Origin of the sequence: Okeania sp., from assembly GCF_035285525.1 — a bacterium.
In the GTDB taxonomy this organism is placed as follows: domain Bacteria; phylum Cyanobacteriota; class Cyanobacteriia; order Cyanobacteriales; family Microcoleaceae; genus Trichodesmium.
Genome location: NZ_JAYKGW010000227.1, coordinates 1 through 20,159, shown reverse-complemented (window position 1 = coordinate 20,159; position 20,159 = coordinate 1). Strand labels below are relative to the sequence as shown.

The 20,159-nt window shown below is 35.6% G+C and carries 22 protein-coding genes; 9 read left to right on the top strand and 13 right to left on the bottom strand.

What is annotated here, in order from left to right:
• Window positions 1–555: 555 nt before the first annotated feature.
• The 7 genes from VKJ25_RS21540 to VKJ25_RS21510 all read left to right on the top strand — a co-directional run bounded on the left by VKJ25_RS21540 (window position 556) and on the right by VKJ25_RS21510 (window position 8,943).
• The gene (locus VKJ25_RS21540) at window positions 556–1,326 is read left to right on the top strand and encodes a sulfite exporter TauE/SafE family protein (protein ID WP_324238699.1); all 771 of its coding nucleotides are present in this window, start codon (window positions 556–558) and stop codon (window positions 1,324–1,326) included.
• 57 nt (window positions 1,327–1,383) lie between these two features.
• The gene (locus tag VKJ25_RS21535) at window positions 1,384–1,617 is read left to right on the top strand and encodes a hypothetical protein (protein ID WP_324238698.1); all 234 of its coding nucleotides are present in this window, start codon (window positions 1,384–1,386) and stop codon (window positions 1,615–1,617) included.
• Window positions 1,618–1,779: 162 nt separating this feature from the next.
• Window positions 1,780–1,953, top strand: coding sequence for a hypothetical protein (locus VKJ25_RS21530; RefSeq protein ID WP_324238697.1), 174 nt, complete (start codon window positions 1,780–1,782; stop codon window positions 1,951–1,953).
• A 303-nt stretch (window positions 1,954–2,256) separates the two neighbouring features.
• Entirely contained in the window at window positions 2,257–3,741 is a 1,485-nt protein-coding gene (locus VKJ25_RS24765) for a Clp protease N-terminal domain-containing protein (protein WP_375340363.1), read from the top strand.
• Between the two features lie 44 nt (window positions 3,742–3,785).
• A complete protein-coding gene (locus tag VKJ25_RS21520; RefSeq protein WP_324238696.1) occupies window positions 3,786–7,085 on the top strand; it encodes a CHAT domain-containing protein in 3,300 nt (1,099 codons plus the stop codon).
• Between the two features lie 75 nt (window positions 7,086–7,160).
• Window positions 7,161–7,535, top strand: coding sequence for a hypothetical protein (locus tag VKJ25_RS21515; protein ID WP_324238695.1), 375 nt, complete (start codon window positions 7,161–7,163; stop codon window positions 7,533–7,535).
• Window positions 7,528–8,943, top strand: a complete 1,416-nt coding sequence (locus VKJ25_RS21510) for a hypothetical protein (RefSeq protein ID WP_324238694.1) — start codon at window positions 7,528–7,530, stop codon at window positions 8,941–8,943. The genes VKJ25_RS21515 and VKJ25_RS21510 overlap by 8 nt, the downstream gene beginning before the upstream one ends.
• Window positions 8,944–9,429: 486 nt before the next feature.
• Here the strand turns inward: VKJ25_RS21510 and VKJ25_RS21505 are convergent, their stop codons facing one another.
• From VKJ25_RS21505 to VKJ25_RS21460, 10 genes are all read right to left on the bottom strand, one after another.
• Window positions 9,430–9,687, bottom strand: a complete 258-nt coding sequence (locus VKJ25_RS21505) for a hypothetical protein (RefSeq protein WP_324238693.1) — start codon at window positions 9,685–9,687, stop codon at window positions 9,430–9,432.
• Window positions 9,659–10,009, bottom strand: coding sequence for a DUF6972 family protein (locus tag VKJ25_RS21500; protein ID WP_324238692.1), 351 nt, complete (start codon window positions 10,007–10,009; stop codon window positions 9,659–9,661). Before VKJ25_RS21500 ends, VKJ25_RS21505 begins: the two co-directional genes overlap by 29 nt.
• 125 nt (window positions 10,010–10,134) lie before the next feature.
• A complete protein-coding gene (locus VKJ25_RS21495; protein ID WP_324238691.1) occupies window positions 10,135–10,470 on the bottom strand; it encodes a DUF5615 family PIN-like protein in 336 nt (111 codons plus the stop codon).
• The gene (locus VKJ25_RS21490) at window positions 10,454–10,780 is read right to left on the bottom strand and encodes a DUF433 domain-containing protein (RefSeq protein ID WP_324238690.1); all 327 of its coding nucleotides are present in this window, start codon (window positions 10,778–10,780) and stop codon (window positions 10,454–10,456) included. Before VKJ25_RS21490 ends, VKJ25_RS21495 begins: the two co-directional genes overlap by 17 nt.
• A gap of 107 nt (window positions 10,781–10,887) precedes the next feature.
• Window positions 10,888–11,046: a PIN domain-containing protein gene (locus tag VKJ25_RS21485; RefSeq protein WP_324238689.1), complete on the bottom strand. Its 159-nt coding sequence runs from the start codon at window positions 11,044–11,046 to the stop codon at window positions 10,888–10,890.
• A 29-nt stretch (window positions 11,047–11,075) separates the two neighbouring features.
• Entirely contained in the window at window positions 11,076–11,315 is a 240-nt protein-coding gene (locus VKJ25_RS21480) for an AbrB/MazE/SpoVT family DNA-binding domain-containing protein (protein WP_324238688.1), read from the bottom strand.
• A 245-nt stretch (window positions 11,316–11,560) separates the two neighbouring features.
• A complete protein-coding gene (locus VKJ25_RS21475) occupies window positions 11,561–11,956 on the bottom strand; it encodes a type II toxin-antitoxin system VapC family toxin (protein WP_324238687.1) in 396 nt (131 codons plus the stop codon).
• Window positions 11,953–12,189, bottom strand: coding sequence for a type II toxin-antitoxin system Phd/YefM family antitoxin (locus tag VKJ25_RS21470; RefSeq protein WP_324238686.1), 237 nt, complete (start codon window positions 12,187–12,189; stop codon window positions 11,953–11,955). The genes VKJ25_RS21475 and VKJ25_RS21470 overlap by 4 nt, the downstream gene beginning before the upstream one ends.
• Before the next feature lie 193 nt (window positions 12,190–12,382).
• Window positions 12,383–13,237, bottom strand: a complete 855-nt coding sequence (locus tag VKJ25_RS21465) for a carbohydrate ABC transporter permease (protein WP_324238685.1) — start codon at window positions 13,235–13,237, stop codon at window positions 12,383–12,385.
• 273 nt (window positions 13,238–13,510) lie between these two features.
• Complete coding sequence (locus VKJ25_RS21460; protein ID WP_324238684.1) at window positions 13,511–14,404, bottom strand: carbohydrate ABC transporter permease; 894 nt, start codon at window positions 14,402–14,404, stop codon at window positions 13,511–13,513.
• A 287-nt stretch (window positions 14,405–14,691) separates the two neighbouring features.
• On the opposite strand from VKJ25_RS21460, the gene vapB reads away from it, so the two are divergent.
• Complete coding sequence (gene vapB, locus VKJ25_RS21455; protein ID WP_324238683.1) at window positions 14,692–14,892, top strand: type II toxin-antitoxin system VapB family antitoxin; 201 nt, start codon at window positions 14,692–14,694, stop codon at window positions 14,890–14,892.
• A 326-nt stretch (window positions 14,893–15,218) separates the two neighbouring features.
• Entirely contained in the window at window positions 15,219–15,437 is a 219-nt protein-coding gene (locus VKJ25_RS21450; protein WP_324238682.1) for a PIN domain-containing protein, read from the top strand.
• A 120-nt stretch (window positions 15,438–15,557) separates the two neighbouring features.
• Here the strand turns inward: VKJ25_RS21450 and VKJ25_RS21445 are convergent, their stop codons facing one another.
• The 3 genes from VKJ25_RS21445 to VKJ25_RS21435 all read right to left on the bottom strand — a co-directional run bounded on the left by VKJ25_RS21445 (window position 15,558) and on the right by VKJ25_RS21435 (window position 19,817).
• Window positions 15,558–16,907 (bottom strand): ABC transporter substrate-binding protein, encoded by a 1,350-nt coding sequence (locus tag VKJ25_RS21445; RefSeq protein ID WP_324238681.1) that lies wholly within the window; start codon window positions 16,905–16,907, stop codon window positions 15,558–15,560.
• A gap of 1,201 nt (window positions 16,908–18,108) precedes the next feature.
• Window positions 18,109–19,212: a glycine oxidase ThiO gene (gene thiO, locus VKJ25_RS21440; RefSeq protein WP_324238680.1), complete on the bottom strand. Its 1,104-nt coding sequence runs from the start codon at window positions 19,210–19,212 to the stop codon at window positions 18,109–18,111.
• A 266-nt stretch (window positions 19,213–19,478) separates the two neighbouring features.
• Window positions 19,479–19,817: a 2Fe-2S iron-sulfur cluster-binding protein gene (locus VKJ25_RS21435; RefSeq protein ID WP_324238679.1), complete on the bottom strand. Its 339-nt coding sequence runs from the start codon at window positions 19,815–19,817 to the stop codon at window positions 19,479–19,481.
• Window positions 19,818–20,159: the final 342 nt, after the last annotated feature.

The window sequence follows — 20,159 nt, the reverse complement described above, 5'->3', positions numbered from 1 at the left end:
TGTTATTAATTTTAAAAAGATAGATGCAGAATCAACATATTGAGTAGGGGCGAATGGCATTCGCCCCTATAGATATTGTATAATATTATTCCGTGCTTAAGTCCTGTTTAGAATAGTCCACTAATACCTTATATCAAGTTTAATTAATTAACCATAATAAATCAGTCATCTTTAGATGACTTTTTCTATGAGGTAAGAAATTTATTTCTTGGCGGATGACGCGGATGACAGAGTTCGCCAAATTCGCCAACCCAACTTCCCCAAGGATTAAAATCCTTGGCTAATAGCTTAAGTCATCTAAAGATGACTAGATTATCTATACCATCTTTTTGCATTGTGGTTAATTAATGCAGCCTGATATTATACCAATTTGATGAATATTTCTTAAATAAGGTAGGGACATGCAACGTCCCTACGAAAGAAGGAAAACCGAAGTTGCAGTAAATCTGGAAAACAAAGGGGATCGAAAACATTCTAGCTTCCGACTTCATATTTTGTGTATCCTTTCGTGTATATTAAACTGAAGTCTATTTATCTATAAAATAACTCTTGATAATGATTCCCGCAAACCTTTTGATTTTAGGATTAGGTGGTCTTGGTTCCGGTATTCTCGCTGGATTTTTAGGAATTGGCGGTGGTACAGTTATGGTTCCGCTGTTAGTAACTTTGGGATATGAACCTATACAAGCAGTCGCAACTAGCGCTTTAGCGATTACAATTACAGCCACTTCTGGTACTCTGCAAAATTGGCGTATGGGTTTCATTCAACCTCAAAAAGTTCTTTTGTTAGCATTGCCAGCATTATTCGCTGCCCAAATAGGGGTTTATTTGGCGGAACAATTATCTTCGAGTTTATTATTATTGGGTTTTGGTTTACTAATGTTGATTAATATTTATTTGTTCGGGTTACGCAAGCGGGTTATAGCTAGACAAAAAGATGGTGAAAAACAGCAATGGGGAAATGCTACTCTGGCTAGAATTATTACTGGGGGAACAGGAGGATTATTAGCTGGTTTATTTGGGGTTGGTGGTGGAGTAATAATGGTACCTCTGCAAATTCTTTTACTTGGGGAACCTATAAAAGTTGCTATTCAAACAAGTTTAGGTGTAATTGTTGTTACTTCTATTTCTGCTGCTTTCGGTCATTATTTGAATGGCAATATTGTGTTTTTCGGAGGCTTGTTTTTAGGTTTTGGAGGTTTGATCGGCGCTCAAATTAGCACTCGTTTTCTGCCGAAGTTGCCTAGTTCATTTGTCAGTTTTGCTTTTCAGAGTTTGTTGGTAATTTTGGCTATTTATACATTTTGGAAAGCTTGGCAAATGTAGAGTTATGTTCAAGTCAAAATTCAAAAGTAATCTATAATTTTATTTGGGTTAAAAATTATGAATAATCTGAAATCAGAAACTAAATTTGCAGTTTGTATTAATAATAAAGATTATCCTGCTTCTTTGGAATTACATAAAATTTATGTAGCTTTAATTGATGAAGAAGCAGCAAAAGATGGCGATTTAAGAATAGTTGATAAAAGTGGAGAAGATTATCTTTATTCTGTTGATTATTTTGTAATAATTGAATTACCAAAAATTGTGCAAGATTCTGTTTTAACTATTGCTTAATTAAGTTTAAAACTTTTGTAACACAGCCTTCCAGGCTGTCATCAGCTATAAAATTGTAACACAGCCTTCCAGGCTGTCATAATCTGTACCATACTAATCTGCAATCCGCTGTAATTATGGATAAACAAAATCAACTGAAGCTAATAGGAGATTAAATAAGTTATGTGGCATGATGAAGTATTAGCAGAAATTTATAAATACCGAGAAGAATATGCTAAATCTTTTAATTATAATTTACACGCTATGGTTGAAGATTTAGAAAAAAACAAGCAGCTAGTGGCAGACAAATTATTTCCACAACAATTAAACCTACTCACCAACAAAACAAGTCTTTAAATTGAAACTTAAGTTATTTTAACTGATTGATAAAGATGCAAAAAAGATGGTGATTTAATAATACTTGATGAAACTGGATAAGAATATCTTTATCCTCCTGGTTATTTTGTAATAATTGAATTACCAAAAATTGTTCAATATTCTGTTTTAACTATTGCTTAATTAAATTTAAAACTTTTGTAACACAGCCTTCTAGGCTGTCATAGCTATAAAATTGTAACACAGCCTTCTAGGCTGTCATAATAGTTGAATAACTTTCATATAAACTAGGAAACTGAGATAACGAAACGGGAGGCAGGAAAATTGTTTGAGCGATTTAGTGAAAAAGCGATTAAGGCGATTATGCTTGCCCAACAAGAATCTCAACGTATGGGACATAATTTTGTTGGGGGAGAGCATATTCTTTTAGGATTGATTGCGGAAGATACTGGCATAGCTGCACAGGTTCTCAAATCTCTGGGAATAAATCTGAAGGATGCCCGTGTTCAGGTAGAGAAAATTGTTGGTAGAGGGCCTGGAGGCAGAAATACTGAAGAAATACCTTTTAGTCCAAGAGCTAAAAAAATTCTAGAGTTAGCTTTAGAAGAGGCGAGACGCTCAAAAGCCCAAAATGTCTGCACGGAAAATTTGTTATCAGTGTTGTTAGGTTTAACTAACGATCTCCCAAAAGGAATAGAAGTCAAAATCTTTGAAAAAATGGGGGTACAACCAGTAGAAATTTTCAATGAAATTACTCATGTGAGCTTTGTTGAACTATTCGAGAGGAAAGAAAATCCACAACCTGTTACTTCATCTAATTACTCACCTCAAGATTATCAGGATTTTTTGTCGGAGGTATTGCAGATTACCCTAAAAAGCTATGGCAACCCCGAAGTAGTTTATCCATTCCTAGAAGCTAATTTGGATAAACTCGATCTTAACTTTGCTAACGTATTACGAAATCTTGCAACTACTATGTCGGAAGCAGAGGTGAGTGTAGTGGAAAATTTTGCTACATTTATTTTCGGCTTCAGTAACCTCATTAGGGAGTTTCCTTTGGGCAATAAAGCAGCTAATGTAGAAATTAGCATTGCAGGTTATGAAATAATGTCCACATTCTTGAGTCCCAACTATCATCCTGAAATTTGGGCAATTGTTCAACACAATCTCGGCCATAGCTACTACACTAACAGGATCATTGGAGATAAAGCTGAAAATATTGAATTTGCCATTGCTGCATACAAAAAATCTTTGGAAGTTCGTACCCAAAACAACCTTCCTATCGACTGGGCAATGACTCAAAATAATCTTGGCCTTGCCTACAGCAGCAGAATTAAAGGAGACAAAGCACAAAACATTGAATCTGCTATTGCTGCATTCCTAGAAGCTCTGAAAGTTTATACTAAAGCGGATTACCCGGTTGATTGGGCAGAAACTCAATGTAATCTTAGCGATGCTTATATTCAAAGAATTGACAATAAAACTGAGAATCTGAAAAAAGCTGTTCATGCCTATCAATTAGCTTTATCTGTTTATGACAAACAAGACCCCCCTGAAAAGTGCAAAGCCACTAAACGGAACTTGTCCAGAGCTCGCTCAAACCTAGATAAGACAGGAAAATTTTCTTTCAGGTATTGGCAGGAGATGTCCTCAAAACCTAGCGAAGCCGAATACTATACAAACATTTTTAGTAAAACACAAGAAACAAGTCTTGAAAACTTTATCAATAGTCAACGTTCTGTAAAAGAAGCTTTCTCTATTCAGAAATTTATTGAGGCACTAAAACAAAGTTTTCGCGATGATCTGTAAAAGAAGCTTTCTCTATTCAGAAAATTATTTATGTAGTAATTAATATGTTAAAAGAAAGTTTGCACGATATTTTCCTACCTATAGCAATCATTTTAAAACCTTCACTTCTACAGGACAGATTTTTGGCTGTAGACTTGAATTTCAAGAATTTAAAGGCAAGCTCTGAAACCAGAGAAAAATTACCAGATCACCTTAAATCTCAGCTAGATTTTTTGGTTGAAATATTACAAAGGATTCTTGAGAGTAGAGGGGATGTGAGGGGGGATCAATCTGTCAAGGTATTACTACAAGAGCTTGATGATGACTTTATTGATACCTTGAAAATCTGGGCAACTTCTGTATTTTCTGAAGTTAAACCAGAAGCTAAACCGGAAACTGCCGAACGCATTGCTGAAGCAATTTGGGAGTTTTCCTTCCACATAATGAAATTTACTCGGGGAAATAGAGCAGTTAATGTAGAAATTGCAATCGCAGGTTATCATATAGCAGAAACAATCCTTACCAGAAAGAGGTATCCAGAAAAATGGGCAAAAATTAAGCACAATTTTGGTATGGCCTACAGAAACAGAATCAGAGGCAACAAAGCAGAGAATATTGAATTTGCTATTGCTGCATACGAACAAGCTCTTCAAGTTCGCACCAAAAACAAGTTTCCCAAGCAGTGGGCAATGACTAAGAACAATCTCGGGGTTGCCTACAGTCGCAGAATCAGAGGCAACAAAGCAAAGAACATCGAATTTGCAATTAATTTACATCAAGAAGCTCTCCAGGTTTACACCAAAACTAAGTTCCGTATTGAATGGGCATCTACTCAAAACAATCTTGGGAGTGCTTACAAAAAAAGAATCAGAGGAGACAAAGCAGAAAATATTGAATCTGCTATTAGTGCATATAAAAAAGCTCTCCAGGTTCGCACTAAAACTCAGTACCCCCACCCCTGGGCAGAAACTCAAAACAATCTTGGGAATGCTTACACTGACAGAATCAAAGGAGATAAAGCAGAGAACATTGAATTTGCTATTGCTGCATACGGACAAGCTCTCCAAGTTAATGACAAAATTGACTTCCCATACAACTGGGCAGAAACTCAAAACAATCTTGGCAGTGCTTACACTGACAGAATCAAAGGAAACAAATCAGAGAATATCGAATCTGCTATTGTTGCATACGAACAAGCTCTCCAAGTTTTCACTGAAAACAGCTTTCCTGACAACTGGGCAAGCACTCAAAACAACCTTGGTATTGCCTACTCCCATAGAATCATAGGAGAGAAAGCAGAAAATATTGAATCCGCTATTGCTGCATACGAACAAGCGCTCCATGTTCACACACAAAACAACTTTCCTTACGACTGGGCAAGCACTCAAAACAATATCGGCACTGCTTACGCAAAGAGAATCAAAGAAGACAAAGCAGAAAATATTGAATTCGCTATTGCTGCATATGAACAGGCTCTCCAAATTTACACAAAAAATAACTTTCCCTACGACTGGGCAAGAATTCAAAATAATATCAGCACTGCCTACAGGGACAGAATCAAAGGAGACAAAGCAGAAAATATCGAATTTGCTATTGCTAGCTTGCAAAAAGCTCTTCAAATTTACACTATTGAAGCAAATCCCTCTAACCATTTTATAACTGCCTACACATTAGGTGACTTATACTTTGATAAGGGAAATTGGCAACTAGCAACTGAAAATTATGAAACAGCCATGATTGCGGCCGAAATCAGCCGCAGTTGGGTAAACACTGATGAGCGTCGCCAAGAGATTATGGAAGGGGCAATGGAGGTTTATGAAAATCAGGTGCAAGCATACATTAATCTAGGACAGGTTGATAAAGCCATCGAAATTGTGGAGCGCAGTAAAACTCGTAACCTAGTGGAGCGTCTAGCCAGAAGCGATCTTTATCCAAAAGGGAATATTCCCCAAGAAATAATTACTCAGCTAGACTCGCTACGGCGAAATATAACATCACTGGAAAAACGGTTACAAATAGATAGAAAGCAACTATCAGGAAATGAGTTTCAACTATTAAATAGGCAGAGACGAGCGTCAGAAAATTCAGAGAAGCGACTACAGCAAGAATTACAGGAGTCACAACAGCAGCTAAATGAGGTACTAGATCAAATTCAACGTATAGATCCCAGTTTCAACCTAACTCAGAGGGTAGAACTAATTTCCTATAGAGATATTCAAAATCTTATTGACGAACAGACTGTCATTATCCAATGGTATCTTGTTAAAGATAAAATATTAACTTTTATCGTAACTAACAATGGCGTTCAACCTATAGTTCAAGAATCATCCGCTGAAGAACTTAAGTCTTTAATTGATTGGGCAGGTGACTATTTAGATGGGTATCGTCGGCAGAAAAAGCAGTGGAGAAATAATTTAGCTTCTAGTCTTAAAGATTTGGCTGATATCCTAGAAATCGATCGCCTCTTAACAACAATAGATAACATCTTTGACAAACAAGGAATTAAGTGTAACCGTCTTATCCTGATTCCTCATCGCTACCTACATCTATTTCCTCTCCATGCTATGCCCCTAGCAAATGGCGATCTGCTTATCGAGCGCTTTAGTGGAGGAGTAAGTTATGCTCCTAGTAACCAACTATTGCAACTTACTCAAAAACGAGAACGTCCCTACTTCAGCCAACTGTTTGCTGTTCAAAACCCGACAGAGGATCTAATCTATGCAGACATAGAAGTACAAGCAATTCTTTCCAACTTTGATTCAGTCGATGTCTTAGTTGGAAAAGATGCTAAGAAAGCAAAAGTCAAAACTAACTCCCACCTCCAGTCATCCCACTGTATTCATTTTTCCTGTCATGGCAACTTTAACTTAGGTATAGCCAATGCCTCTGCACTTTCTCTAGCTAAAGATGATGTTCAAAAAGATGGGAGACTTACTCTCGCAGAAATCTTTGGATTCAACCTCAATCAATGTCGCCTCGCAACCCTCTCTGCTTGTGAAACAGGATTGATTGACTTAACATCCTGGAGTGATGAATATATTGGTTTACCCAGTGCTTTCCTCTATGCAGGTGCGTCAAATGTTGTCAGCAGTTTGTGGTCAGTGAATCAAGTATCCGCAGCTTTTTTACTCATCAAGTTTTATCAAAACCTCAAGTCTGGCCTAACTGTTGCTATGGCTCTCAAGCAAGCTCAACTATGGTTGCGGGATGTTACAGTAGCAGAACTACAAAAGTGGACAAGTAAGTTAAAATTAGAAGAAGAGCTTGCCCAAAGGATTCAAGGATATCTATATTTCCTTCCTTCGGACAGACAACTCTACCAAGATCCTTACCACTGGGCAGCTTTCTGCACTGTTGGAAAGTAAGCTTTAAGCTTTTGTTCAGTCCATTTGACTCAAAAGCATCACCAGTCAACTTATAATTTAAAATCTTGATTAAAAATGATTACTAACCCTTTTCTCCAAAATTTCCCCCTTCTTTTAGAAACCGAGCCTGAACTGTTTTCTACTGCTGACCTCCAAGACTTGCAGCAAACCTTGGCTCCCCTAGAGAATGATCCCCCAAAAAATGCCGACCTCATTCTTGGAGATTGGTGTAAAACAAGACCGTCTATAGTTGATGCTCTTATAAGACTAGAGAATCTACAAAATACTAAAGAGTTGACAAAAGTCCCACCCTCGAAGGCAAATGAATCTGCTCGTATCACCAATACCTTCCCAGAATTGAGCGAAAAGGTTAAGGAAAAACTATCCGAAAGAACCGACTCAACTGAATTTGAATCAGCACAACCTGACCAAAATCAGAACAATGATTAAAAAAGTCTATGCTCCTAATGTCCATTTATTTGCTTTTCATTTAAAAGAAAGCGATCGCCCTAACCTACTCTGGGACAAATGCAATACCATTCTGTCCCGGAAATTTGGCCTTACCCAACCCCTAGAAATTGAGGAGCAAATAGGATATCGCGTTGACTTGCTCAAACATAAAACAGAGGATGATGTGGCTCTCCATTTTGAGAGTCAAGTCTTCCTAGATGGGACACAACTCCCTATTACGGGAGTTGCTGCTCCCATCCGCATTCACGATACCTACACCCTCGCTCTCAATATTCGCCGTCCCGAGTTAGACGAGAATGGGAAAAAAACAAATCCCCTAAACCCGAACTTTCTGAAACTTCTTAATCCTTCAGGATGCTTAATGCCTACTGAAATAGGGAGTTCTCTTGGTCAAACTTTGCTCTTAACAGTTTGGTACACACAGGAAAAACAGTGGTTGCCGAGGAAATCTTTACAAAATCGCCAAAAACTTAGGGAACTGGCAGATAATTGTTTGAGAGGATTTATTCCTAACGAATATTCTTGTCCTGACTTTTATCGAGAAAGTCAATTATTTGGCAGTCCTATTTTTGAATACGGTGTTCCTACTCAAGGAAAGGACTACTGCCATGTAGTGGTTTGGATATTCTGTGAAACTGAAACCGACAGGAAATTTACCCACTATTATTCATCCTTTGTGAATCTATTTTGTTATTTAAACAAAGTAGTCACAGCTTACAAACTTAGTCGTCAAGTCCACGATGTACTTCGCAAGGAGTATCTAGCTATTGAATCCTATATTCAGGAAATTTTCCAGGGAATGCCAGTTGATAAAAAGCTAACTGAAAAAGAATTAAATCAATTCAAAAAATACTTAAAAGAGATTCCCCAAAAATATTTATCATATAATCAATTTACTCGTGAGCTAGATAACTATCGCTTAACTATTGATATCAACGCCCAAAACTATAAACGAGAAATAAATGATATTCAAAGCCAACTTCCAGGAGAAAATCTTAGTTTCCTGTCTCAATTTTTTGATGAAGACTATCGCTTATTTAGAGAACAACTCCAATCGGACTTAGGCTACTTTCAGCATGGAGCTACATTACTAGAAAAAGCGATGACAGCTATTCAGGGTAGAGTAGATATCGAACAAACAGAAAGCGATCGCTCTTTCCAAAATACCATAGCTATTATGGGTGTAGGTTTGACGTCAGGAGCAGTTGGTGCCACAGTTGCTCCATATATAATTGCCCAAGAACCGGAAAAACCTCTGTTGCCTGATTTTCATCTCCATCCTTTGACTCAAACCCTATTTTTAAGTTTATTTTTTGGTGTTATGGGAGCAGGATTCACTGTTATTATTCAGAAAATTATGGCTTTAAGGGGGATTAAGAAGCTTTAGCTAGACAGTGATTTAGCCACGGATATACGGATTTATTAGGACTGACGCAAATGTAGGTTGGGTTGAACGGAGTGAAACCCAACAAAACCCTACTAATGTTGGGTTGATCCTACGGATAAGCTCCGCTAACGTTCCATGCTCCGCAATGCTAACGCAAACAACCCAACCTACAGCTAGACAGTGATTTGGCCACGGATATACGGATTTATTAGGACTTACGCAAATGTAGTTGGGTTGAACGGAGTGAAACCCAACAAAACCCTACTAATGTTGGGTTGATCCTACGGATAAGCTCCGCTAACGTTCCATGCTCCGCAATGCTAACGCAAACAACCCAACCTACAGCTATCAATTTTCTGAAAATTATAAACTATAACATATTAGTTAACGAAAGGCAACAGCTCCCTCATATCCCATCCCAATTTTTAAACAAGAGCGATCGCTCCTTCGTCAACAAACCAGATTTGAGGAGCGATCGCCCCAATGCTAAAAAAATTCCCCAGATAAAAGACGGCCATCCACCCGCTCATAATCATCTTCAACTAACCACGAGTGGGCTTCATCATAAATAGCGCTCTCAAACAAAGGTTTGTAGTTAGCAGTAGCATCATAAATACAAAAATTTCCTTGTTTGCCACCAGCTAACATCAAAATGCGAGGCGGAAAAACAATTGGCTCTACCCATAACTCAATAAATTCCCAATCATTGCCTACCTCAACGAGGTTTTGTGGGAGGGATAACATGGTATAAATTACCTCCTTTAACAATTTTTATTTCAGCATAATAAAGTGGAATACTGCTACCATCTGCTCTAATCTGATAACCTATCGGTTCGTCAAAATAAAGTCCATAACGTTCGTAGTCATCATTTTCATCCTCAACTCCTGTTAGTTCTCCCCTTTGAATAATAGCCCCCACGACAAATTCCATTGTAGCACGATCTTTAAAAACATGGGCTTTTCCTTCCTTCCTCAATAGTCTTGCTACTTGAGGCGTACCAGGAAGGTGTTTATCAAATAAGCTAGTTCTCGGATGGGAAATTAATTCGCGGTTAATACCATTCACGGAAATCTACATCATTACTAAATTATACAATCTTTTGCTAAGAATAGTTGTTATCAAGAGGCAATTACTCCTTCCTAAACCAACCAGATTTTAGAAGCGATCGCTTTCTAGCAAAACCTTTTAGATTACAAAAACTCAACTTTTCCAATCATATCTTCAGGTTCCAATACTTCCCAAATCAGAATTAGTCCGCGTAAAATTTCACCTATTGAACGACTGCCCTTAACACAATAAGCAATTCCACTATGTGAAAAACCAGCATAATGCAGTCGCAAAAAATCTCTATCCTGAGTAAAAATAACCCGATTTTGATTCGTAGCAAATATCAATTGTTCTTCATCTGACAGAGAAATTAAACTAGCCTCAGAAGTAGTAGTTACATCAATATTTCGTCGCCTTAAACCACCAGCTATTGCATTAGGAGCATTTTCATCTAGATGAAATTTAATCTTTTCTGCCATAACTTTCTCGTAATTTTTTTGCCACTAAAGAAGGAGTTTCAGCTTGCATTGCTCTAGCAAATTCTTCATCCTCCAAAATTTGCTGCCTAATCTCTTCTAAATGATCGTGATAATAAGTCAAAGCAGCATAAACATCAGCTAAAGTAATACTAGGATATTGAGAGACAATTTCATCTGGTGAAAAACCCATTTTTTCATGGCAGATAACAATATCTTCTACTCTAATTCGATGGCCAGCAATCCGAGGTTTTCCACCACAAATTCCTGGAGTAATTTCAATGTGTTCTGTAATTGTAGATGTTTTAGACATAACTAATTTTCAAATACAATAAATAGGCTTATTTGGATTTTAACATATTATTAGCGATCGCTACCCAGAGTTGTAGCTTACTAAAGTTTGTATTAGACTGATAACAATCATAACCTACCCATTTCCTGCAAAGTTTTAATGTCTTCCTCAAACTCCTCAAGATCATAAGATAAAAGACGGCTATCCACATTAGAAACAAAACATGGCTGATTTTCTCTAATAATCTCTAGTGCTTTTTCCCACTGTAATTGATCATCTCTAGTCAAATAGCGAACTTAAAATATTGGTATCAACTTCAATCATTAGCTGCCTCCTGGATTGCATTTTCCATATCCTTAATGGTTGCTTGTTCAATTCCCAGATGATGTAGGATACCGGACAAGTCTTCCACAGAGAATTTTAGAGGAATTATTTTAACTTCTCCCTGTTCATCAATGACGAATTCTATTTTACTCCCTGCATTCAGTTTAAGGTAGTTCCTAATTTCTTCAGGGATTGTTATTTGTCCTCTATCGCTAACTATTGTATTGCTCATTATTATAATCCTAAATTTACTTAATTTTAATGGATATTTAGAAAAATAGAGAAGTTTTTCAACTCCTCCTCAAATTCCTCAACATCATAATGGATGCAAATACCACGTTCAGAAATTTCCCGCTGGCTCTACCCATAACTCAATAAATTCGTAATCATTGCCTACCTCAATGAGGTTTTGTGCGAAGGATAACATGGTATTGATTACCTCCTTTAACAATAACAACCAAACCTACAGCTATTACACTACCAAAGTGTTTGGACATGAGGATAGTTCAAAATCTTGACATCACAAGTTACTAAAACAATTCCGTATCGTCTGGCGATCGCTACTAAAATTCTATCTGCTGGATCTTTATGGAAAGTCTCAGGTAAGGATGTACTGGCAATAGCATCCAGTGGAGACAGGGGTTCAATTACAATACCAGAATGAGTTGAAGCAAAATTGTACCATTCATCAATGGGTAAAGGTAGTATCAATTTACCAATACTTGATTTAACCGCAATTTCCCAAACCGAAATTGGCGATACTAGCAAACCATTATGGGGTTCTTCCCTATCAATTGCGATTTTGGCGGATTCCGATAATTGACTGGGGTTATGAAGTAGCCATAACCAAACATGAGTATCAAGTAAAATCATTTTCCTAAAGCATCCCAAAGTTCAGGCATCGGTTCATCAAAATCAGCAGCAATTTTGATTGGCATTCCCCGTAATGGATAATTTTTTGTCGGTGCGTCAGAAATAGTATAAGGAATAATACGAGCAACTGGCAAACCTTGGCGGGTAATGACAATTTCAGACTGATTAGCAGCAATTTCGTTAATAATTACTGTTAAGTCAATATTGGTTTCATCTAAGTCTAGATGTTTCATACTTTCATATCCATAATGATTTGATATTCTGATTTTAACATTGTATATACAGAAAAGAGGGAGTAGGGAGTAGGGGGAAAGAATAGATGATTTCTATGCAGGCGAACCCAGAAACCGGGTTTCTACGAGAAATCTGGTTTCTTGGCGTAAGTCTATGTTGGGTTTCGTTGCCTCAACCCAACCTACGGCTAGGTTAACCTTTAACAGCACCTGCTGTAATACCTTGAACAATTCGCCGTTGAGCGATTAATACTAAAATTACTAAAGGAAATGTACCTGTTACTGTGGCTGCAGCAATAGGTCCATAAGGAATTTCAAATATAGAAGTACCACCTATTTGAGCGACTGCAACGGGAATAGTATACATTTCTGAACGAGTAATGAAAGTCAGGGCAAAAATAAATTCATTCCAAGCAAAAATAAAGGTTAAAATTCCTGTAGTTACTAATGCGGGAATTGTTAGAGGTAAAACAATATTCCACAACATAGAAATTGTGTTATAACCATCTATTTTGGCAGAGTCTTCTATGTCTTTTGGTAACTGTTGAAAAAAGCTTCTTAAAACTAGAATTGTTAGAGGTAAATTAATGCCTGTGTAAGGAATAATTAGGGATATATAATTATTACCTAAACCAAGAGTTCTAATAATTTCTAATAGTCCTAAAAATAACAAGACATAAGGAAACAGACTGACTATTAAAACAGAGGCAATAATAATATTTTCTCCTGGTATTTTTAATCGGGCTAAAGTATAAGCAGCAGGCGCTCCTATTCCTAAACAAATTATTGTGGAAATAATCGAAACAAAAGCACTATTAAAAATATAGCGCAGAAAATCCGAACCGAGACTGAGATAGTGGTCAAAAGTTAGTTGGTTGAGGGAAGGAAAGTAGACATTAGGAACTGCTGATATTGCCTCATTAGTTTTGAAGGAAGTTAGTAATTGCCATAAAACAGGAGCTAGGCAAAATATGACAGTTAAAACTACACCTATCCACAGAATTATTCTGCCTATTTTGATTGATGATTGATTTTTTGAGATAGACATTTTCTTCAGTTATCAGTTATCAGTTATCAGTAATATCATGTCCGGATAATCAATGATAAAAAAACTTGTTTCTTCTTTTTCCCCTCCTGGGAGGGGTTAGGGGTGGGTTAACTCCTGACTCCTCCCTCGTTATTTATAACTATTCAACTGGCTTTGGAGAATAAGGGTGTACCATCAGTATTGGGGAAAGTTCTTAGTTTGTATAGGGTACGGTTCCCGAAAAATTGGAGACCAAACCCCTAGGTTCTTGAATTTTACCGATACTTTTGCCTTTTAATTTTTAACTTTTAATTTCTGGGTAGTAATGCTAGCGATCGCTACCACCAGAATTAATAATAGAAATGTTACGACAACTAAAGAAGCTCCATAACCGAAATCTAAATAACGTCTAATAGTAGCATAAATATAGATAGAAATTGTTTCTGTTGCTCCAGCAGGTCCCCCTCCGGTCATTACTTGTACTAAGTCAAAAATGCCAAATGCTTGAGCAAATCTGAATAATAAAGCAATTACTATTTGTGGCATTAATAGGGGGATAGTAATTTGTTTAAAACTTTGGATTGGGTTAGCTCCATCAATAGCATGAGCTTCATATAAATCAGAAGAAATAGATTGTAATCCTGCCAATAAAATAATAGCAATAAATGGGGTTGTTTTCCAAACATCAGCAATAATCATTGCCCACATTGCTCGGAAGGGATCTCCTAACCAAGTAATTTTTTCTGCTATTAATCCCAACCGTAAAAGTAAGTCATTAACTATGCCAAATTGGTCGTTAAAAATCCATGCCCAAGCTAACCCCATAACTGCGGTTGGTAATGACCAAGGAATCAGATTAATAGTACGAACCAAACCTCTACCTCGGAATGATTTATCTAAGATTAAAGCAATGCTCATTCCTAATATTAATTCTAGGAAAATAGAGCAGGTTGTAAATATTGTTGTGTTCGATAAAGTTTGCCAAAAACGACCATCAGCTAAGATGCGGTTGTAGTTGGTTAAACCAGAAAAAATAGGCTTTAATTCTGTACCAAGATTTTGGGTAAATAGACTTAACCAAAAAGCGCGAGTAATTGGATAAGCAAATACAAATAATAATATGATAATGGCTGGTGTAATTAATAGCCATCCTGTTAATTTTTCTCTTTTTTCAAGGGAATTATACATAGAAGCATTTTGGGAATTTTCATACTGGACCTAGACAGAAACCGGGTTGATGAACGAAATTTAGTGGTTTTAACAACAATATCAGGGCAATAAACCCGGTTTCTTGGTTTGTTTAGGTAATTCTTGTCATAGATTTTTGTTAAGTATAGCAATCCTAATATAGATTGTCAGATTTTATAGTAGTGGTTTGGCCTCCAAACCCAAGCGCAAAGGGATTTGGAAACCAAACCCCTACAGTTTTTTTACAGATGATATTATTTTGAAATAAATTGTCTCTAATAAAAATTATGAATATTGAGCTAGCTTTGTGGAAAGTTGTGATTAATCTACCTGAATCTTTGAAGACCGAACTATTACATTATGTAGAATATTTACAAGAAAAATATCCTCATAATCAACAATATCAGGAAAAGATAGAAACTGTTGGGCGTTATGGTAGTTGGGCAGATAAAATTATTATGTCAGATGATTTTGATGAACCATTATGAAGATTTGACTATATATAATATGAAATATCTTTTGGATATTCATGTTTTTATTTGGTATTTACTAGGCAATAATACAATTAAATTCAAGGTAAGCATTCAGTTATTAGCCATCAGATATGAGCCATAAGAGCTTATGTTTAAGGACAAAGTTTAAATGAATATAGACTGGGGATATGAATTTTTTAGCAAGATTTTTCGTTTCTCTATTAAATATTGCTTTTATCACTAACTAAAAGCACTCTTCTGATAGCTGAATGCTGAATGCTAAATGCTAAATAATTACAAGTAAAAATATTATTGACAGCAAAGAAGACTTATATTTTAGTATGGTTAGTCTTTGGGAAATTGCTATTAAAATTAATAGAGGCAAGTTGGAAATTAATCAACCTATTGAAGATTTATCTAAAGAATTGCAATATATGAATATTTCAATCTTACCTATTATAGAGAAAGATATTGAATTATATGCAGGACTGCCTTTTCCATCAAATCACCGCGATACCTACTCAAATAACGTTCTAGGGGCAGGTTTATGTAAATCTTAGAGTAAGCATTAAAATTATAGCTAAAACCTGCCCCTACTATTGCACCGTTTTAGCTGTGTCAGTTCACTACTAGACTTTACAAGAAGAGGGAATTAATAATTAATAATTAATAATTAATAATTATTCTCCTAACAAAACACGAGTTTCTTTAGCTGCAGTTTTCATTGCTGACTCTGGTGTACCGGAACCTGTTAAGGCAGTACTTAAATAACGTTGTAAAATATCTGATGCTTGAGCATATTGAGGAATAGGTGGACGTAAGACAGAATTATTAACTACTGAGAATAAATCTGGTAAATAAGGAAATTTTTCTACCAAAATAGGGTCATTAAAAAGAGACTTTCTAGCTGGAATAAATCCTGTTGCTAAAATCAACTTCCGCTGTATTTCTGGTTGATTGAAGTATTGAATAACTTCCCATGCTTCCTCTGGATGTTTTGTAGTTTTAACTATTCCGAAACCCCATCCTCCTAAACAAGCTCCACTATTTTTTCCTGGAGCATGAACCATTGGTTTAATATTAAAATTTCCAGCTATTTTTGATGTTGATGCTAATGGATATACATAAGGCCAATTACGCAGAAAAACTGTATTGCCACTTTGAAATAAAAGACGGGTTTCTTCTTCTCCATAAGTAGTTACTCCAGGAGGAGAAATTCCTTCATCAATAGTTGTGCGTAAAAAATTGACTGCCTCGATAGCTTCTGGTCGATCTAAACCTACTTGATTTGTTTCTGGGTTTACCCAAAAACCACCATAACCTTTGAGTATTTCTATAAACATTGCCGATAAACCTTCATATTGTTTACCTTGCCAAACATAACCCCATTCTGTTAATTTTTGCTGTTGTAATTTTTTTGATATTTTTATTAGTTCGGCAAAAGTATTAGGAGATTGAAATCCTGCTTTTTTTAGTAAATCTGTGCGATAATAAAGCATTCCTCCATCAGAGCGCAATGGCATTCGATAGAGTTTGCCTTGATAAGTTCCTCCTTCAACATCTCGTGGTAAATATTGTTCTTTTAATTGTTGTATATCGACTTTTTCAGAAAGGTCTTTTAACCACTCAGCAGCAGCAAATTTTTGTACCCAAACAATATCCATATAAGCTAGATCGTAAGGAGAATCTCCTAGCAAAAAAGAGGATGTATAAAGGTCTTCTACTAGGTTAGTATTGTTAGGACCTTTAACAATTTCTAAATTAATATTGGGGTGAGTTTTGTTAAAGTCTGCTTGAATTTTTTCCCACTGAGTACCTTCTAGAGCTTGAATTAATACTTGGATATTTACAGGTTTTTCCTGAGTTTGTGCAGGTAAAATTGATATACATAGAATACTTAGGAAAGTTGCTAAAATTAAAATGGTTATTTTGAATTTTTGTTTGAGTCTAATTATCATAAATTTTAACCAGTTATGAACTTTTGGCTTGAGTTTTTCTAGAGTAGGATTGTAAAATTTAATATTTTTCATTTAATTAGGGAATAGGGAATAGGGAATAGGCAGAAATAATAGATAATTTACAGCATATTCCAGGCATAATTAAGTACAAATATTAATTAGTAAATCTTACCAGTGCGATTTTTCGGGAACCGTGCTTCCTGCTTCCGTGGATGTACCTCACCAAACTAGAATCCCCTGTATATCTCAATACGGTTCATTTAAGACGAAAAATCCTATAATATGGAAGGATTAGATAGGCTTTTCAGACTAGAAAACTGCAAAAAATATGGTTCAGTTAAGTATATTTATTTATATCCGATGACTGATTTAATTTGTTATTGTTGGAAAGGTCTATTACCAAACAATTAATAATTAATAGTTGATAGTTAATAATTATTCATTCAATAATTCATGCCTTGAAGCCTCCCCTTAGATACTATGCTTTATAAACATCTTTTTTAACATAATTAGACATGATATACAAGTTATGTGTAAGCCTTTAAATGGCTTTTGTTGGGGAAAAAGTGTATGAAAAAGTACATTTTTTTGATAACTTGAGTAGTGTTACCTAGCTACGATGACTCTTTCTCCCTTCTCCCCTGCTCCCCCTTCCCCTCCTGGGAGGGGCTAGGGGTGAGTCCCACAAGGGTTTCAGTAGTTCCTGCTCAGGGATAGCTTTTAATAATTAATAATTAATAATTAATAATTATTAATGGCTTTGTTGCTGAAATATCTGTCTATAAGGTAAGCATTTCTTGCGGAATACTAGGCAAACAGCAATAATATCCTGCTTTTAAGGAGAGAGTTTAAATGAATTAAAACTTTAAAAATTTTTGTTCCCATATTTAATCTGGCTTAATTAATACAGCTTTGAACTTACGTTAAAAGCAATAGCTGATCAGCTAATAGCTGACGGCTAAATACTTACTCTATAAGACTGATGAAAATTTTGTACATAACAATAATACTATATAAGTATTTAGCTATTAGCTGTCAGCTAGCTTCTTGGGGAGGAGCTGCGCAGTTCAGCAATAAAAAACTCAACTTTAAGGAGGATATTTAAACGAATAAAGAAAGTGAAAAATGAATTTTGTAGTTAGATAAAATTTCTGATTGATCGGGAACCGTATCATAAAGCTTTTTTCTTAAACCAAAATAAATAGCTGAACGCTGACTGCTGAATGCTGAATGCTTACAACACTATAATTTTGGCTTGATAATTCCTATCATATCAAACTTTACTTTCGACTTCCATAAACCTAGAATAATTAAAAGCTGCCAACAAAGAGTCGGACTGATTATTCCCAATTAAATCAGCAATTAATAATGCTGTTATAGGTGCTAATAAAATTCCATTTCGATAATGCCCAGTTGCTAAGGTCAAATTATCATAATTACTTTTTCCTAATATCGGCATTTCGTCAGGAGTATTAGGACGAAAACCCCACCAAAATTCTAAGATTTCGTAATCTCTTAAAACTGGATATAATCTAATTGCATTTTCTAATAACTGTTTAATTCCTGCTGCGGTATTTCCATCAATAAATCCGACATTTTCACAAGTCGCACCAATAATTATTCTACCATCTTGGCGCGGTACAATATAAGTTTCTTTTCCAAACAAGACGTGCTGTAAAGGTAAATTTTCTATACTTATATCTGAGGGAATTTTTAATGATAACATTTGCCCTTTGGTGGGAAATATAGGAATTGGTAATAATTCTTGAGACCATGCACCTGTAGCTAAGATATAATGTTCTGCTTCTAATTCACCTTTTGATGTTTTAAGATTATTAATTTTCCCTTTTTGGCAAATTATTTCTTTAACAAAACCTTGGATAATATCAATTTTTAATTCTTTAGCTGCTGCCATAATCGACTTATACAAATAACGATTATCTACTTGCCCATCTTCAGGGTAAAACCAGCCACCAATTACTTCCGGACTTAATCCTGATTGATATTGATGAATTGCTACTTGATTTAACCATCGATAATTTAGGTTTGGCAAAGCATAATTTTTTCTCTCTTTTGCGGCATAAACTGGAGCCAAAATTCCACAATCCCAATAACCAGTTTCTAAACCACTAATTGATTCTATTTTTTTTACCCATTCTGGATATAATGTTCGACTTTTTAAACATAATTCTAACATTTTTCCAGGGGGAATAGCTTCAGCTTGAGGAGCTAACATTCCGGCAGCAGCATCGGTGGCAGTTTGCTGAAAGTCTCGGCTAATTACTGTTACTTTGGCTCCGCGTAATTTCAGTTCTATTGCTATTGATAGACCGATAATACCGCCACCAATAATTAATATTTCGTTTGATTGATTCATATTTAAGTAAGAAGGAAGATGAATAATGGATAATGGATAATGGATAATTTATAATTGATAAATAGCAATCCTAAATAGGTTGTGAAAAATTAAAAAGTAGATAAAAAAGTGAAATTTCTACTTGTTCTTAGTTCCTTAAAAGCTTGGGAATTTTGTACAGGACTCAAATAGAATTAATATAGCATTTATCTAATTCAAAGGAATACTTTTTTTTCTTCTTTTGTGTTCCCTGTTGTCTAAAATGTTCTAATATCTCACAACTAAAATCAACTTTCAGGAGACCAAACAATGTCAGAACCTTGCCCCCAAAAACCATTATATTTAGTTATCTTTATATCTCCTAAAACTTTGACTTGACAGGATAAACGTTTCTGAGAATTAGGAGAATGAGGAGGCAAAGAAAGTCTAGCTTTTTCTCGCCATTGAGCTTGAGAAACTTTTCCTTCTATTTCTACAGCACAAGTGCCACAAGTTCCGAGACTACGACAGTTAATAACTGTAGCATTACCATTATAAACATCTACATTATTTTTCAGTAAAACTTGACGGAGATTTGCACCAACATCGCAGGTTATAATTTTGCCTTGAGCTTGAATTTTAACCATAACAAATTATTTATTCTATTGACTAATATTGATTATATATCAACAGCTCAAAGTTTACATAAAAAGTCAAATAGAATTGGCAAATAGTGATAGAGTTTAAATTAAGTTGAAAAATCTTGTTACCTGTGACTATCTTCCTCCAAACTAAGTTATATGATTAGAACTTATGCAAACAAACCCGGTTTTTAGGATAAATAGGAATTACGCATCAAATCTAGATATAGTGCTTGAAACTGTTGTGCAATAGTTTTGAAACTCTATATATAGTATCTTGCCGTAAGTGTTGAGCAATCTTGGTTTTTGAGAACAGGAAATAAGCGATAACCATAGATATAGTGCTTG